The sequence below is a fragment of the Mycolicibacterium alvei genome (assembly GCF_010727325.1).
Lineage (GTDB): Bacteria > Actinomycetota > Actinomycetes > Mycobacteriales > Mycobacteriaceae > Mycobacterium > Mycobacterium alvei.
In genome coordinates this window covers 989,297-1,005,777 of sequence record NZ_AP022565.1, presented here as the reverse complement: position 1 = coordinate 1,005,777, position 16,481 = coordinate 989,297, and the positions used below count along the sequence as shown (strand labels likewise).

Sequence of the window (16,481 nt, the reverse complement as noted above, 5' to 3'; positions counted from 1 at the left end):
GCTCGGGTGTGGGCGGCGGCCCTGCCGCGCCCGCAGGCCGGAGGCCTGACCTCAGCGATTACTCGGGGCCAGCCACCGCGTCTTGATCCGCCAGGAATGCGCCGACGCGAGTGCGAAGATCGCGCCGCAGCCACAGGCGAAAACCCACACCAGGCGGCCATTCTCGATGGGCTGCAGCGCCGGCACCAGCGATGTGACGATTCGGGTCGCGCACGCGAGTACGCCGCTGATCGAGGCGAACAGGTAGATGTTGGCGATCCGGCGAGACCTCGGATCCTTGCGCAGGATCAGCATGGCGCGGGCCCCGTAGACCAACAGGTAGATCAAGGTGCCGCACAGCAGGATCCAGTACACGCTGAGCCAGAAGTCGGTGGGCACCTGGAAGAAGTCGGCCCGGTACACCGCGGCACCATTTCCCATTGAGAAGGTGGCCAGCAGGACCGGGATGCAGATCGTGGCCGGACGCTCGATGTACTGCTTGAACGTGCGCTGCATCGCGCTGTCGTCCTGGAGTCGGCCCAGGGAGTTGTAGACGATGGCCGATGCCGCCACGATGTAGGCGTCGTGGCCGAGGTAGTCCTCGACGTTCCACATTCCCGTCAGCTCGTGCAGCACCTGCCCGATCGTTTCCGAGGCCCAGGGCGACATCAGCAGCACGGCCAGGCCCTGTAGCGCGATGTTCAGGGTGGCGGCCACCTCCCACCGGCACGACCAGGTGACTCGCCTGATCCACAGGCTCCACAGGACGCAGGCCAGGGTGATCAGGATGAGCATGGCGACGGACATAAGACTTTGCCTCGGACGGTGTTACAGCGGGGGAGCGTCGGATCGTGGGGTCAGTTCGGAGAGCCGACTGATCCGGTGGACGTCCGGTCGAACCCGGGTGGCCGTGTCGGCGGGAGCCACCGTCACCGGCGACGATTCGATGTAGTGCCAGACCTCTTGGCGGCTCATCAGCCCGAACCGGATCTGCAGGTCGGGGTAGCTGAGATGGAAACGGTCGGCCACCTGCCGCAATTCCTCGGCATTGGGATAGTCGACTTCTTTCACCCGCCGGTAATACGTGCTGCTGGACACGCCCAGCGCGCTGTACAGGGCCTTGGCGTCGACCTCGCCATCCAGCAGATAGTCGAGCAGGGCCTTGAGTTGCCTGCCGTTCTCGTCGGTTCGCGGCATCAGAACACCATAGACCCCGGACCCGGGCCTGGTCACAGCGAACCGCAGCAAAGTCAGCAATAGCGTTATTGACAACGGTGTCAGACTTTTGGCACATCTCTCCCATTTTTGGGACAGTCTGGCTAACGTTACATTCATGTCTGTTTCCGTCCTGCCCGACGCATCTGGCACCAGGTCGTGGATTGCCGACTACGGCACCGCAGGACCTCCCGTTGCCGCCGATATGGCAACGGTGTCCAGTTCGCTGGACGAGGTCTTGTCCGCAGAACTGCACGAAGCCACGTTCGCGATGGGCTGCACCGCCGAGGAGTTGCTGCTGGCCGCACTGGGCCGGACAGTGGCCCGCGCGATCGGTGAGGGTCTGCTGATCGTGGACGTCGTGAGCGGTCCCGAGCGGGCCGGATATCGTCGGGTCGGCGTGTCCTGCGTGGCGCATCGTGGCCTGTCGGGGCCCGAATTGTTCGATGCGGCACGTCCGGAGGTGGACAGCGATGACCACCCGGCGGCGGACCTGGGCTTCGCCTACGGCGACGGGTCGCGCGCCGGCCAATGCGCGCATCCGCTTTCACTGCACATCGACCAGGACAGCGCGACCACCCTGCGTCTGGATTGGCGGTTCGACAGTCGTGGGTTCGACCATCACACGGTGCTCGAATTGGCCGAGCAGTTCCCGCTGGCCCTGATCGAGGTCACCTCCGGTTAGGTGTGATTTCCCAACGATGCGGGGCGCTCATTAGACTTGGTCGCATCGGCGCTGATCCGGCCATCACCGGGGAGCCTTCGGAAGAAAAACTGCAGGATCGGAAACTCATTGATCCGCGGTCCAGTAGAACCGGACGGGTGGGCCCGTGATCGCCTGAAAGTTGAGCGGCGCGCTGCGGTGCAGCGCGCAAGCGGGGTGGTACCGCGGCGCTTGCGCACCCGTGCGACGTCGTCCCCGTGCCCTTGAGCGTGTTGAGCTGTTGAACTCGGCACCGGCACAGGAGACGAGACGTGAGCGCCTATCCCAAGCCCGCCGCACCGAATTTTCCGGAGCGGGAACTTGAAGTGCTCGACTACTGGGCCGCCGACGACACCTTCCGGGCCAGCCTGGCACAGCGGGACGGGGCCGCGGAATACGTCTTCTACGACGGGCCGCCGTTCGCCAACGGTCTGCCGCACTACGGCCACCTGCTGACCGGCTACGTCAAGGACATCGTGCCGCGCTACCGCACCATGCGCGGCTACAAGGTGGAACGGCGGTTCGGGTGGGACACCCACGGGCTGCCCGCCGAACTCGAGGTGCAGCGCCAGCTCGGTATCGCTGACAAGGCCCAGATCGAAGAGATGGGTATCGAGAAGTTCAATGCGGCCTGCCGTGCCTCGGTGTTGAAGTACACCGACGAATGGCGTGCCTACGTCACACGGCAGGCCCGGTGGGTGGACTTCGACAACGACTACAAGACCCTTGACCCGACCTTCATGGAGTCGGTGATCTGGGCCTTCAAGCAGTTGTGGGACAAGGGTCTGGCCTACGAAGGCAATCGGGTGCTGCCGTACTGCTGGAATGACGAGACCCCGTTGTCCAACCACGAGCTGCGGATGGATGACGACGTCTATCAGAGCCGCCAGGATCCAGCGCTCACGGTGGGCTTCGCGGTGACCGAAGGCCCGCTGAAGGGCGCCCGACTCCTGATCTGGACCACCACGCCGTGGACCTTGCCGTCCAATCAGGCTGTCGCGGTCAACCCGGATGTGACCTACGTGCAAGTGGCCGGGTCCGACGGGCGGCGTTATGTGTTGGCACAGGCCCGGCTCGCGGCGTACGCGCGTGAGCTCGGCGAGGAACCCGAGGTGCTCGGCAGTTACGCCGGTCGGGATCTGCTCGGGACCCGATACCTGCCGCCGTTCGCCTACTTCATGGACGCCCCCAACTCATTCCAGGTGCTCGCGGCTGACTTCGTCAGCACCGAGGACGGCACCGGGATCGTGCACATGGCGCCCGCCTACGGCGAGGATGACAAGGCCACCGCCGACACCGCCGACATCGTCGCGGTCACGCCGGTGGACTCGAAGGGACGCTTCGACGCGTCCGTGCCCGACTACGCCGGCCAGCATGTGTTCGAGGCGAACTCGCAGATCATCCGTGATCTCAAGAACGGTGACGGGCCGGCCGCGGCCAACGGCGCGGTGCTGCTGCGGCACGAAACCTACGAGCACTCCTATCCGCACTGCTGGCGGTGCCGCAACCCGTTGATCTACCGCGCGGTGTCCTCGTGGTTCATCAAGGTCACCGACTTCCGAGACCGGATGGTCGAGCTCAACCAGCAGATCACCTGGTATCCCGAACATGTCAAGGACGGGCAGTTCGGTAAATGGCTGTCCAATGCACGCGATTGGTCGGTATCGCGAAACCGCTACTGGGGCAGCCCCATCCCGGTGTGGAAATCCGATGATCCGGCCTATCCGCGGATCGACGTCTACGGCAGCCTCGACGAGCTCGAGCGTGATTTCGGTGTGCGCCCGACCGATCTGCACCGGCCGTTCATCGACGAGCTCACCCGGCCCAACCCGGACGACCCGACCGGCAAGTCCACGATGCGCCGCATCGAGGACGTGTTCGACGTGTGGTTCGACTCGGGGTCGATGCCGTACGCGCAGGTGCACTACCCGTTCGAGAATGCGGACTGGTTCCTGGGCGGGGACGTCGACGGCAAGCAGAACGACGAAGACGCCCATTTCCCCGGCGATTTCATCGTCGAGTACATCGGTCAGACCCGCGGCTGGTTCTACACCATGCACGTGTTGGCCACCGCACTGTTCGACAAGCCGGCATTCAAAACCTGTGTGGCGCACGGGATCGTGCTGGGCAACGACGGTGCGAAGATGAGCAAGTCGCTGCGCAACTATCCCGATGTCAGCGAGGTCTTCGACCGCGACGGCTCCGACGCCATGCGCTGGTTCCTGATGGCATCCCCGATCCTGCGCGGCGGCAACCTGATCGTCACCGAGCAGGGCATCCGTGAAGGCGTGCGGCAGGTGCTGCTGCCGTTGTGGAACGCCTACAGCTTCCTCGCGCTGTACGCACCGGCGAAGGGCACCTGGCGGACCGACTCGGACCATGTCCTCGACCGCTACATCCTGGCCAAGCTGGCCCAGTTGCGGGACGACCTCACCGGCTCGTTGGACACCTGCGACATCTCCGGGGCCTGCGACGAATTGCGGCAGTTCACCGAGGCATTGACGAACTGGTATGTGCGCCGGTCACGTTCACGCTTCTGGGAAGAGGACGCCGGCGCCATCGACACCCTGCACACCGTCCTCGAGGTGACGTGCAGGCTGGCGGCACCCCTGTTGCCGTTGGCCACCGAGGTGATGTGGCGGGGCATGACCGGTGAGCGTTCGGTGCATCTGACCGACTGGCCGGAAGCCGATGTGCTGCCCAAGGACGCCGACCTGGTGGCGGCGATGGACCAGGTGCGCGAGGTGTGCTCGGTTGGATCCTCGCTGCGCAAGGCCAAGAAGTTGCGGGTGCGCCTGCCGCTGCCGAAGCTGACTGTGGCGGTGGATAATCCATCGGCACTGGCCCCGTTCGCAGATCTGATCGCCGACGAGCTCAATGTCAAGGCGGTCGAGTTGACCGACGACATCGACACCTATGGAAAGTTCGACCTGGCCGTCAACGCACGCGTCGCCGGCCCTCGGATCGGCAAGGACGTGCAGGCCGCGATCAAGGCCGTCAAGGCGGGGGAGGGCGTTGTCAACCCCGACGGCACCCTGGCCGCGGGCCCGGTGGTGCTGCAACCCGAGGAGTACACCGCCAAACTCGTCGCGGCCGAACCGGAATGGACCTCTGCCCTGCCCGACGGTGCCGGCCTGGTGGTGCTCGACGGCACGGTCACCGAGGAGCTCGAGGCCGAGGGCTGGGCCAAGGACCGCATCCGCGAACTGCAGGAACTGCGCAAGTCGACCGGCCTCGACGTGTCTGACCGCATCGTCGTACAGATGTCGGTTCCGGATCGGTACGAGCCCTGGGCGCGGACCCACCGCGATCTCATCGCCGGCGAAATCCTGGCTACCAGTTTCGAATTCGGTGATGTCACCGATGGCGCCGAGATCGGTGACGGGGTGCGGGTGGCGATCGCCAAAGCGTGAGGCGGCCCGATCAGGCGTCGGCAACCCGTGCCGTGTGGTCACCGAAGGTGACGGTGTCGCCCGGGCGTAGCCGGCGGCCACGCCGCAACTCGACCTCGCCGTTGACGCTGACCAGGCCATCGGCGATGACGGACTTGGCGTCGGCGCCGCTGTCGATCAGCGATGCCAGCTTGAGGAACTGTCCCAGGCGAATCGACTCGTCCCTGATCGCTACGTCATCCGGCGTCATGCAGGTCAGGCTAGCGCCATAGCATCAGGAGCTATGAACGGCGCCGAGGTCACGGGCCCGGGCGGACGCTGGGTTCTGCACCTCGACATGGATGCGTTCTTCGCATCCGTCGAACAACTGACGCGGCCTACCCTGCGCGGCAGGCCCGTGCTCGTCGGTGGCCTGGGCGGGCGCGGTGTGGTGGCGGGTGCCAGCTACGAGGCGCGTCGCTACGGCGCACGCTCGGCGATGCCGATGCACCAGGCCCGCCGGCTCGTCGGTGCACCCGCGGTGGTGCTGCCGCCTCGCGGTGCGGTCTACGGCCTGGCCAGCCGTCGGGCACTGGATACCGTGCGCAGCGTCGTCCCGGTGCTCGAGCAGCTGTCTTTCGACGAGGCCTTCGGCGAACCGGTCGAACTGGCCGGCGCCACCGCGGCCGATGTCGAGGAGTTCTGCCAGCAGTTGCGGGCCAAGGTGCGTGAGCAGACCGGGCTGGTGGCCTCCGTGGGTGCCGGGTCCGGAAAGCAGATCGCCAAGATCGCGTCCGGGCTGGCCAAACCCGACGGAATCCGCATCGTCCGTCGCGACGAGGAGGCGCGGCTGCTCGACGGCCTACCGGTGCGCAAGTTGTGGGGGATCGGACCGGTAGCCGAGGAGAAGTTGCACCGGCTGGGCATAGAGACGGTCGGTGCCCTGGCGGCGCTCTCGGATACCGAGGCCGCCAGCGTGCTGGGCGCCACCGTCGGCCCCGCACTGCACCGGCTGGCCCGCGGAATCGACGACCGCCCGGTGGCCGAGCGTGCCGAGGCCAAGCAGATCAGTGCCGAATCAACGTTTCCCGAGGACCTCACCACGCTGCGCCAACTGCAGGATGCGATCGGCCCGATCGGCGAGCACGCGCACCGACGCCTGGAGAAGGACGGTCGCGGCGCCCGCACCGTGACGGTCAAGCTGAAGAAGTCCGACATGAGCACGCTGACCCGCTCGGCCACCCTGGCCTACGCCACGACCGAGGCCGCCACCCTGATCGGTACCGCACGCCGCCTGCTGCTCGACCCGGTCGAGATCGGATCCATTCGACTTGTCGGCGTTGGGTTTTCGGGACTCTCCGATAACAGACAGGAATCGTTGTTCCCGGACCTGGAGCAACTCGATGACATCTCCGACTCTCACCACCCGACCACCGAGGCGGCCCAGGTCACCCGGACCGGGTGGCGCATCGGCGACGACGTGGCGCACCCCGAGCACGGTCATGGCTGGGTCCAAGGCGCCGGGCACGGGGTGATGACCGTGCGTTTCGAAACTCGCGCCAGCGGTCCCGGCCCAGCCCGCACGTTTCCTGACGACACACCCGGATTCGTCCGGGCTGATCCGATCGCCAGTCTGGACTGGGGCGACTATCTCAGCGGACTGGCGGACTACCAGAGCACACCGTAGGTCAACCCCAGGCGTCGATGACCTCTGAAACAGGCCGCCCGGAAGCCAGCGCCGCCATCAGCAGAACCCTGGCCTGCGCGGGGCGCAGCGCGGGGACCACGATGGCGCCGGCATCGACGAGTTGCTGACCCGGCCCGTACTGCGCGGCGACCGGACCGTCGGGAACCCGGGTGGATACCGCGAAGACGATGCCGTTGCGGCGGTGCCGGCGGACCCCGTCGATCAGCACGGTTCCCACATTGCCCGAACCCATCGCCTGGAGGACGACGGCGTGTGCTCCGGCGGCGACGCAGGCATCGAGCGCTGACGTGTCCGCTCCCGGATAGGTGGTGACGATGTCGACCCGGGGTGCTGACGCCGCGGTCAGGGCGCCGATATGGGCGCGCACCTTCGCACGGGTGATGTCACACCCGGCGCTGTCGACCGTTCCGAGCGCGGTTCCGGTGAAGGCGTTCAACTCGTGGGTGTGCCGTTTTCGCAGGCCCAGCGGCTGCCACACCGTGCCGGCGAAGGCCACCGCCACCCCGAGATCCCTGGCCTGCGGACTGGCCGCGACGGCGATGGCGTCGCGCAGGTTGCCCGGGCCGTCAGCGTCCGCCGCGTCCGCACTGCGTTGCGACCCGGTCAGCACCACGGGAACGGCTCCGCCGTAGGTGAGGTCCAGCCACAGCGCGGTTTCCTCCATGGTGTCGGTGCCATGGGTGATGACGACACCGTCGGCCCGGGCCGCTGCGGCGCCGACCGCCTCGCCGATCTCGTCCCAGTCCGCGGGCGTCAACAGTGCGCTGTCCTTGGCAGACACGTCCACGATGTCGACGTCGGCATCGACGGCCAACCCGGACGTCAGCTCGGCCCCGGTGCACGTCGGATGCCGTATTCCGGCGTCGTCGGTACGGGTCGAGATGGTGCCGCCGGTGGTGATCACGACGATGCGCCTGGGCGTACGCACGGGCAGCTTCACGGGCTCCGTCACGGTGCAGATTGTCCCGCATGGACTGTTTGGGATGATGGGGGAGTGACTGATGAAACGTCAGGCCCGGTAAAGCCGGTGACCGACGCCACCGGGGATGCCGCAGCATCCCCTGAAAGCGCTGCTCGGCCCCGGCGGCGGCTGCGTCTGCTGCTCGCCGTCGCCGCGGTCGTGCTGATCATCGACGTGGTGACCAAAGTGCTGGCGGTGCGCCTCCTGACGCCCGGACAGCCGGTTTCGATCATCGGTGACACCGTGACCTGGACGTTGGTGCGCAACTCCGGCGCGGCGTTCTCGATGGCGACCGGGTACACCTGGGTGTTGACGCTCGTCGCGACCGGCGTGGTGATCGGGATCGTCTGGATGGGTCGTCGACTGGTGTCTCCGTGGTGGGCGATCGGTCTCGGCATGATCCTGGGCGGTGCGACCGGAAACCTGATCGACCGCTTCTTCCGTGCGCCCGGGCCGTTGCGCGGCCACGTGGTGGACTTCTTCTCGATCGGATGGTGGCCGGTGTTCAACGTGGCCGATCCGGCTGTGGTGGGCGGCGCCATCCTGTTGGTGGCGCTGTCGTTGTTCGGGTTCGACTTCGATACCGTCGGGCGCCGGCGCCTGAACGACCCCGCGGACGGCGATTCGGCGTCCTCATCGGACGAGTCGAGCGCGGTCGGGCGCCAGGCCGAGACGTCAGAGTGACGACCCGGTCGATGCCGGTGCCCGAGGGTCTGGCGGGAATGCGGGTCGACGCCGGCCTGGCCCGGCTGCTCGGGCTGTCGCGCACCGCGGTGGCAGCGATGGCCGAAGACGGCGGTGTTGATATCGACGGCGTGCGGGCGGCCAAGTCTGACAAGCTCGTCGCAGGGGCCTGGCTGGAGGTTCGGCTGCCGGACGCGCCCGCCCCGGTCGAGAACACCCCGGTCGACATCGAGGGCATGGACATTCTCTATGCCGACGACGACATCGTGGCGGTGGACAAGCCGCCCGGGGTGGCCGCGCACGCCACGGTGGGCTGGCACGGTCCGACGGTGCTCGGCGGGCTGGCCGCCGCGGGCTTCCGGATCAGTACCTCCGGCATCCACGAACGCCAGGGCATCGTGCACCGACTCGATGTCGGCACCTCCGGCGTCATGGTGGTGGCCCTGTCCGAGCGGGCGTACACGGTGCTCAAGCGGGCGTTCAAGCAGCGCACCGTCGACAAGCGCTACCACGCGCTGGTGCAGGGACACCCGGATCCGTCGAGCGGAACGATCGATGCCCCGATCGGACGACATCGTGGTCACGACTGGAAGTTCGCAGTCGTCGACGGCGGACGGCACAGCATCACCCACTACGACACCGTCGAGGCGTTCCAGGCCGCCAGCCTGCTGGACATCGAACTGGAGACCGGCCGCACCCATCAGATTCGCGTGCATTTCGCCGCGCTGCACCACCCGTGTTGCGGCGACATGACCTACGGAGCCGACCCCACATTGGCGAAAAGGCTTGGGCTGGAACGTCAATGGTTGCATGCCCGCTCACTGGCCTTCGCCCATCCGGCTGACGGCCGCCGCATCGAGATCACCAGTCCCTATCCGGCTGACCTGCAGGCCGCCCTCGACGTTCTGCGCCGCCACTAACTGTGGGTGTGCAGACACCTGCGCAGCAGACCGGTGTCACGCGCTCCGGGGTGCTCTACGGTGCAGGTGCCTACATCTGGTGGGGGTTGTGTCCCGGCTTCTTTCTGCTGCTGCTCCCGGCGGGGGCGCCCGAGATCCTGGCTCACCGCATCGTGTGGAGCGCACTGTTCCTGCTGATGGTGCTGGCGGTGGCCCGGCGGCTCGGTGACCTGCGCCGGTTGACACTGAAGACCTGGCTCCAACTGCTGGCAGCCGCGGTCCTGATCTCCGTCAACTGGGGGACGTACATCTATGCCGTGACGACCGGCCATGTTGTGGATGCGGCGCTCGGCTATTTCATCAATCCGCTGGTGAGCGTGTTGTTGGGCGTACTGGTGTTCCGCGAGCGGATCGGCCGATGGCAGGCGGTCGCGTTGGTGCTCGCGCTCATCGCGGTGGTGGTCCTCACCGTTGAGCTCGGTGCACCGCCCTACATCGCCGTCGTGCTCGCGCTGTCCTTCGGCGTGTACGGCCTGATCAAGAAGGTGGTGCGGGCTGACCCACGGGTGAGCGTGGCCATCGAAACGTTGCTCGTCCTTCCGCTTGCCGCCGGCTATGTGATCAGCCTCGAGGTGCTGGGCCGGGGAAACTTCCTCAGCCACGGCACCTGGCATGCGGTGCTGTTGTTGCTCGCCGGTCCGGTCACCGCGGTCCCGTTGCTGCTGTTCGCCGCGGCCGCGCAGCGCCTCCCGATGGTCACGCTGGGCCTGCTGTTCTACCTCAACCCCGGGCTGCAGATGGCCTGGGGTGTGTTCATCGGTCACGAGCCGATGCCGCCCGGCCGGTGGGTCGGGTTCACCCTGATCTGGGTGGCGTTGGTGATCATGACGGTCGGCGCGTTGCGCAGAGGGCCGGCCGATCGGGTACCCGACATTGTCGATCGGATGGATCCGGAATCGTCAACACGGTGACAGGCTTGACCACAGAACCCAGGAGGACACCGTGCAGTACTGCCTACTCTTGCATCACCAGGAGGGCCCAGAGGCGGGCCTGACCGAGGCGGACATGGAACCGGCCCGGGCCGCGTTCGCCCGCTATGCCGCTGACCTGGATGCCGCCGGCGTGCTCATCGGCACGCAGGTGCTGCAGTCGGCATCGGCGACAACGACATACACCGCACGCACCGGCACTGCGGAGATCCAGGACGGACCGTTCGCCGACACCAGGGAACGGCTGGGCGGAGTATTCGTCATCGAGGTTCCCGACCTCGACGCGGCGCTGGGTTGGGCGCAGAAGTGTCCGGCCGCAGCATGGGGTTCGATCGAGATCAGACCCGTCGCCGTCACCTACGGCCGCGGGAAGGGCTGGTACAGCCCCTGAATACACAGGTCTCGGAACGGCTCGCGCAGGTGGTCGGTCAGTCCTACGGCCGACTGCTTGCCCTGCTGGCCACCCAGAGCCGCGACATCGCCGCGGCCGAGGACGCGTTGGCCGACGCGATGGAACGCGCACTGCAGCACTGGCCGCGCGACGGCGTCCCGGGCACTCCCGAGGCGTGGTTGGTGACCGTGGCGCGAAATCGGTTGCGGGACATGTGGAAATCGCCCGCCCACCGGCTGACCGGGCCGTGGGCCGATGACCACGACATCGCGTGGGAGGAGGCCGAGCCGGCGCTGGTTCCCGACCGCCGCCTTGAGCTCATGCTGGTGTGCGCACACCCGGCCATCGCTGCCGACATCCGTACCCCGTTGATGCTGCAGACGGTGCTGGGGGTGGACGCCGCCGCCATCGCCGCGGCCTTCGCAGTCGCCCCGGCCACCATGGCGCAGCGGCTGGTGCGGGCCAAGAAGCGCATTCGAGACACCGGAATCCCGTTCACCCTGCCCGACCGTGCCGATCTCGCTGCGCGGCTACCCGAGGTGCTCGGAGCGGTTTACGGCGCCTACTCGATCGACTGGCTGTCCGTCCCGCAGACAACGCTCATCGAGTCGTTGGCATCGGAAGCCCTGCACCTGGCCATGGTGCTCGTCGAGTTGGTGCCGGAGGAACCCGAGGTTCTGGGGCTGGCCGCACTGATGTGTCTGTGTGAGGCGCGGCGTCCGGCGCGTCTCGACTCGGACGGTAACTTCGTGGCGCTTGATGATCAGAGCCGGGATCGGTGGGACGCCGAACTGTATGCACGGGGGGAACGCCTGCTTGCCCGTGCGCACGGGTTCGCGCGTCCGGGCCGGTTCCAGTACGAGGCGGCGATTCAATCGGCGCACTGCGCCCCCGAACTCGACCGGGACGCGCTGCGCAGGTTGTATCGGGCGCTGATGCGGGTCGGGCCTTCGCTGGGAGCCGCTGTGGCCCTGGCCGCCTTGGACGGCGAAATAGACGGTGCCGAGGCCGGACTTCGCACCCTCGACACGATCACCGACCGTTCGGTCGGTGCGTTTCAACCGGCGTGGGTCACCCGCGGATACCTCCTCGCCGAGGCCGGCCTGGTCGACGAGGCGGCCACGGCATAGCGGCGTGCCATCGAATTGACCGTCGACGATGCGGTGCGGACCTACTTGTCCGGACGGCTGATGAGTCTCCGATCGCGACCGGCCATCCCGGACCGCGGGCGTGACCAACCAGGGCAGATTTGCGAACGTACCTTTTGACCGGATTTTGGCAATGCCATAGTGTTTGCTGAATGACGTCGCGTAGCGGGCCGCGGGCTGCCCGCAGGCCGGGCAGGCCGGTTGGCGCCGATGCCGAGCAAACCCGTGAGCGCATTATGCAGGCGGCCTACGAAGTCATCAATGAACGCGGCTTTGCGGCAGCGACATTTCAGGAGATCGCCAAGCGCAGCGGTTTGAGCCGTCCGACGCTGAACTACTACTTCGCCAGTCGCGAGGAGCTCTACCGTGCACTGCTCGCGCAGGCGCACGACGTCGTCAGTTCGTGTATTCGCGTGGCGAAACAGCATGATGGAACGTTGGATCGGCTGCACGCCTACATCGATGCCCTGGTGGCGGCGTGGCGTCGGGACCACGCGGTCGTCGGGTTCTTGGTCAACGCGCGAATGGAGGCATACCGCCATCCGGATCTGCCCGCCGCCAGCGTCGCAGCCACCAGGGGTTTCCTCGGTGAGGTGGTCGCCGAGGCGATCGTCCGGCGCGAACTGCCTGCGCACACCGAGCACGCCATGCTGGTCGAACTGTTGTACTCGATGCTGTGGGGAGTGGGTGCCTACAGTGGTTGGCAGGGCAGGCCCATCGATGTGCCAGAGATAGCCAAGCAATTGCATCTGGTACTCGGAAATGGGTTGCTACCGATCGCCGAGCGTGACTCCTGACGCGCCGACGAGACACGACCAGCGACACGCCGGGAAGTACGGGAAGTGTCGGTGGGGCGCCATAGACTGGCACCCCTATGAGCGGTTCATCTTCGGGATCCTCGGGATCTTTTGTTCACCTGCACAACCACACCGAGTACTCGATGCTGGACGGGGCCGCGAAGATCACGCCGATGCTGGCGGAGGCCGAGCGGCTGGGCATGTCCGCGATAGGTATGACCGACCACGGCAACATGTTCGGCGCCAGCGAGTTCTACAACTCGGCAACGAAGGCCGGCATCAAACCGATCATCGGTATCGAGGCGTACATCGCTCCCGCGTCTCGATTCGACACCAAGCGGATCCAGTGGGGTGACCCGAGCCAGAAGAGTGACGACGTCTCGGGTAGCGGTGCCTACACCCATATGACGATGGTCGCGGAGAATGCCACTGGTCTGCGCAACCTCTTCAAGCTGTCCTCCCTGGCGTCGTTCGAAGGCCAGCTCGGTAAGTGGTCGCGCATGGACGCCGAGATCATCGCCGAGCATGCCGAAGGCATCATCGCGACGACCGGTTGCCCGTCCGGCGAGGTGCAGACCCGGCTCCGGCTCGGTCACCGCCAGGAGGCGCTGGAGGCAGCCGCCAAATGGCGCGAGATCTTCGGCCCGGAGAACTTCTTCCTCGAGCTGATGGACCACGGCCTGGACATCGAGCGACGGGTCCGCGAGGGCCTACTGGAGATCGGGCAGAAGCTCGGCATCCCGCCGCTGGCCACCAACGACTGTCATTACGTCACCCGTGAGGCCTCGCAGAATCACGAGGCGCTGCTGTGCATTCAGACGGGCAAGACCCTCTCGGATCCGAACCGGTTCAAGTTCGACGGTGACGGTTATTTCCTCAAGTCGGCCGAAGAGATGCGGGCCCTGTGGGACTCGCAGGTGCCGGGAGCCTGCGATTCCACCGTCCTCATCGGCGAGCGGGTCCAGTCCTACGCCGACGTGTGGACGCCCACCGACCGCATGCCGGTGTTCCCCGTGCCCGACGGGCACGACCAGGGCTCGTGGCTGACCCATGAGGTGCGGGCCGGGTTGGACCACCGGTTCCGCGGCGGGCCGGTGCCCGTCGAGTACACCGACCGCACCGAGTACGAGATCAAGGTCATCTGCGAGAAGGGCTTTCCGGCCTACTTCCTGATTGTGGCCGACCTGATCAACTATGCCCGTTCGGTCGGGATCCGGGTGGGGCCGGGCCGTGGATCGGCTGCCGGGTCCCTGGTGGCCTACGCGCTGGGCATCACCAACATCGACCCCATCCCGCACGGTCTGCTGTTCGAGCGCTTCCTCAACCCGGAACGACCGTCCGCACCCGATATCGACATCGACTTCGACGACCGCCGCCGCGGCGAGATGCTGCGGTATGCGGCCAACAAGTGGGGCAGCGACCGGGTAGCCCAGGTCATCACCTTCGGAACAATCAAAACCAAAGCCGCCCTCAAGGATTCGGCCCGTGTGCATTATGGCCAGCCGGGTTTCGCGATCGCCGATCGGATCACCAAGGCGCTGCCGCCGCCGATCATGGCCAAGGACATCTCGGTGTCCGGGATCACCGATCCAACCCATGAGCGGTACAAGGAGGCCGCCGAGGTCCGGGCCCTGATCGACACCGACCCGGATGTGCGCACCATCTACGAGACGGCGCGTGGCCTGGAAGGCCTGGTTCGCAACGCGGGCGTGCACGCCTGTGCGGTGATCATGAGCTCCGAGCCGCTCATCGACGCGATCCCGCTCTGGAAGCGGCCCCAGGACGGCGCGGTCATCACCGGCTGGGACTATCCCTCGTGCGAGGCCATCGGCCTGCTGAAGATGGATTTCCTGGGCCTGCGGAACCTGACGATCATCGGTGACTGCCTGGAGAACATCAAGGCCAATCGGGGGGTCGACCTGGATCTGGACACGTTGCCATTCGACGATCCGGCCGCTTACGAGCTCCTCGGCCGCGGCGACACACTGGGTGTGTTCCAGCTCGACGGCAGCGCGATGCGTGACCTGCTGCGGCGCATGCAACCCACCGGATTCAACGACATCGTGGCGGTGCTTGCGCTGTACCGCCCCGGTCCGATGGGCATGAACGCCCACAACGACTATGCCGACCGCAAGAACGGCCGTCAGGCGATCAAGCCCATCCACCCTGAGCTTGAGGAACCGCTCAAGGAGATCCTGTCCGAGACCTACGGCCTGATCGTCTACCAAGAGCAGATCATGTTCATCGCGCAAAAGGTTGCCTCCTACACCATGGGTAAGGCCGATGCGCTCCGTAAGGCCATGGGCAAGAAGAAGCTCGAGGTGCTTGAGGCCGAGTACAAGGGCTTCAAGGAAGGCATGACGGCCAACGGGTTCTCCGAGGCCGCCGTGAAAGCCTTGTGGGACACGATCCTTCCGTTCGCCGGGTATGCGTTCAACAAGTCGCACGCGGCCGGCTACGGCCTGGTGTCCTACTGGACGGCCTATCTCAAGGCGAACTACCCGGCCGAATACATGGCCGGTCTGCTCACCTCGGTCGGTGACGACAAGGACAAGGCCGCGGTCTATCTGGCCGACTGCCGTCGGCTCGGCATCACGGTGCTGCCGCCCGACGTCAACGAGTCGGTGCAGAACTTTGCCTCGGTGGGCGACGACATCCGGTTCGGCCTGGGGGCCATCCGCAACGTCGGCGCGAATGTCGTCTCCTCCCTGATCGCCACCCGCACCGAGAAGGGCAAGTACGCCGACTTCTCCGACTACCTCAACAAGATCGATATCGCGGCCTGCAACAAGAAGGTCACCGAATCCCTGGTGAAGGCTGGTGCTTTCGACTCGCTCGGCCATCCCCGTAAAGGGTTGTTCCTGGTGCACACCGATGCTGTCGATTCCGTGCTCGGTACCAAGAAGGCCGAGGCGATGGGCCAGTTCGACCTGTTCGGCGGTGCCGATGACGGCGGCGGCACAGATGCGGTATTCAGCATCAAGGTGCCCGAGGAGGAGTGGGAGGACAAGCACAAGCTCGCGCTCGAGCGCGAGATGCTGGGGCTGTACGTTTCCGGTCACCCACTCAACGGGGTTGCCCACCTGCTGGCCAACCAGGTCGACACGCAGATCCCGGCAATTCTCGACGGCGATGTTGCCAACGATACGCAGGTGGTGGTCGGCGGTATCCTCGCCTCGGTGAACCGCCGCGTGAACAAGAACGGTTTGCCTTGGGCCTCAGCTCAATTGGAAGACCTCACCGGTGGTATCGAGGTGCTGTTCTTCCCGCAGACCTATTCGCTGTTCGGCCATGAGATCGCCGACGATGTCGTGGTGCTGGTCAAGGCGAAGGTGGCCGCGCGCGACGATCGGATCTCGCTGATTGCCCACGAACTCGTGGTGCCCGACTTTAGCAGTGCCCAGGCTGACCGCCCACTGGCCGTCAGCCTGCCGACCCGGCAGTGCACCATCGACAAGGTCACCGCGCTGAAGCAGGTGCTGGCCAACCATCCGGGCACGTCCCAGGTCCATCTGCGGCTGATCAGCGGGGAGCGCATCACCACGCTGGAGCTGGATCAGTCACTACGGGTGACACCGTCCTCGGCGTTGATGGGTGACCTCAAGGCGTTGCTCGGGCCAGGTTGCCTGGGCTAGC

14 protein-coding genes are annotated in these 16,481 nt (G+C 66.2%); 10 read left to right on the top strand and 4 right to left on the bottom strand.

Annotated elements, in window-relative coordinates; all coding sequences use genetic code 11:
- Positions 1-51 precede the first annotated feature (51 nt).
- Both G6N44_RS04750 and G6N44_RS04745 read right to left on the bottom strand, forming a co-directional pair.
- Complete coding sequence (locus G6N44_RS04750) at positions 52-786, bottom strand: hypothetical protein (RefSeq protein ID WP_163661572.1); 735 nt, start codon at positions 784-786, stop codon at positions 52-54.
- 21 nt (positions 787-807) lie between these two features.
- Positions 808-1,176 (bottom strand): XRE family transcriptional regulator, encoded by a 369-nt coding sequence (locus tag G6N44_RS04745; RefSeq protein WP_163661570.1) that lies wholly within the window; start codon positions 1,174-1,176, stop codon positions 808-810.
- Between the two features lie 136 nt (positions 1,177-1,312).
- On the opposite strand from G6N44_RS04745, the gene G6N44_RS04740 reads away from it, so the two are divergent.
- The gene (locus G6N44_RS04740; RefSeq protein WP_163661568.1) at positions 1,313-1,879 is read left to right on the top strand and encodes a hypothetical protein; all 567 of its coding nucleotides are present in this window, start codon (positions 1,313-1,315) and stop codon (positions 1,877-1,879) included.
- Between the two features lie 290 nt (positions 1,880-2,169).
- Positions 2,170-5,310, top strand: coding sequence for an isoleucine--tRNA ligase (gene ileS, locus G6N44_RS04735; RefSeq protein ID WP_163661566.1), 3,141 nt, complete (start codon positions 2,170-2,172; stop codon positions 5,308-5,310).
- A gap of 10 nt (positions 5,311-5,320) precedes the next feature.
- Here ileS and G6N44_RS04730 read toward each other — a convergent pair whose 3' ends face one another.
- Positions 5,321-5,539, bottom strand: coding sequence for an RNA-binding S4 domain-containing protein (locus tag G6N44_RS04730; protein WP_163661564.1), 219 nt, complete (start codon positions 5,537-5,539; stop codon positions 5,321-5,323).
- 33 nt (positions 5,540-5,572) lie between these two features.
- Here G6N44_RS04730 and G6N44_RS04725 point away from each other — a divergent pair, with 33 nt between their 5' ends.
- The gene (locus G6N44_RS04725) at positions 5,573-6,955 is read left to right on the top strand and encodes a DNA polymerase IV (protein WP_163661562.1); all 1,383 of its coding nucleotides are present in this window, start codon (positions 5,573-5,575) and stop codon (positions 6,953-6,955) included.
- A gap of 1 nt (position 6,956) precedes the next feature.
- On the opposite strand, the gene G6N44_RS04720 is transcribed toward G6N44_RS04725, so the two are convergent.
- Positions 6,957-7,928 carry an asparaginase gene (locus tag G6N44_RS04720; protein WP_235682946.1) on the bottom strand — a complete coding sequence of 324 codons (972 nt, stop codon included), beginning with the start codon at positions 7,926-7,928 and terminating at the stop codon, positions 6,957-6,959.
- 42 nt (positions 7,929-7,970) lie between these two features.
- On the opposite strand from G6N44_RS04720, the gene lspA reads away from it, so the two are divergent.
- The 7 genes from lspA to dnaE all read left to right on the top strand — a co-directional run bounded on the left by lspA (position 7,971) and on the right by dnaE (position 16,480).
- The gene (gene lspA, locus G6N44_RS04715) at positions 7,971-8,621 is read left to right on the top strand and encodes a signal peptidase II (protein ID WP_163661560.1); all 651 of its coding nucleotides are present in this window, start codon (positions 7,971-7,973) and stop codon (positions 8,619-8,621) included.
- On the top strand, positions 8,618-9,541 hold the full coding sequence (locus tag G6N44_RS04710) for an RluA family pseudouridine synthase (protein ID WP_163661558.1): 924 nt from the start codon (positions 8,618-8,620) through the stop codon (positions 9,539-9,541). The genes lspA and G6N44_RS04710 overlap by 4 nt, the downstream gene beginning before the upstream one ends.
- A gap of 50 nt (positions 9,542-9,591) precedes the next feature.
- Complete coding sequence (gene rarD / locus G6N44_RS04705; RefSeq protein WP_163669608.1) at positions 9,592-10,491, top strand: EamA family transporter RarD; 900 nt, start codon at positions 9,592-9,594, stop codon at positions 10,489-10,491.
- A 31-nt stretch (positions 10,492-10,522) separates the two neighbouring features.
- Positions 10,523-10,900 carry a YciI family protein gene (locus G6N44_RS04700; RefSeq protein ID WP_163661556.1) on the top strand — a complete coding sequence of 126 codons (378 nt, stop codon included), beginning with the start codon at positions 10,523-10,525 and terminating at the stop codon, positions 10,898-10,900.
- 29 nt (positions 10,901-10,929) lie between these two features.
- Complete coding sequence (locus G6N44_RS04695; RefSeq protein ID WP_308213786.1) at positions 10,930-12,030, top strand: RNA polymerase sigma factor; 1,101 nt, start codon at positions 10,930-10,932, stop codon at positions 12,028-12,030.
- A gap of 170 nt (positions 12,031-12,200) precedes the next feature.
- The gene (locus tag G6N44_RS04690) at positions 12,201-12,845 is read left to right on the top strand and encodes a TetR/AcrR family transcriptional regulator (RefSeq protein ID WP_163661554.1); all 645 of its coding nucleotides are present in this window, start codon (positions 12,201-12,203) and stop codon (positions 12,843-12,845) included.
- A 77-nt stretch (positions 12,846-12,922) separates the two neighbouring features.
- Positions 12,923-16,480 carry a DNA polymerase III subunit alpha gene (dnaE, locus tag G6N44_RS04685; protein WP_163661552.1) on the top strand — a complete coding sequence of 1,186 codons (3,558 nt, stop codon included), beginning with the start codon at positions 12,923-12,925 and terminating at the stop codon, positions 16,478-16,480.
- The last annotated feature ends 1 nt before the right edge of the window (position 16,481 follow it).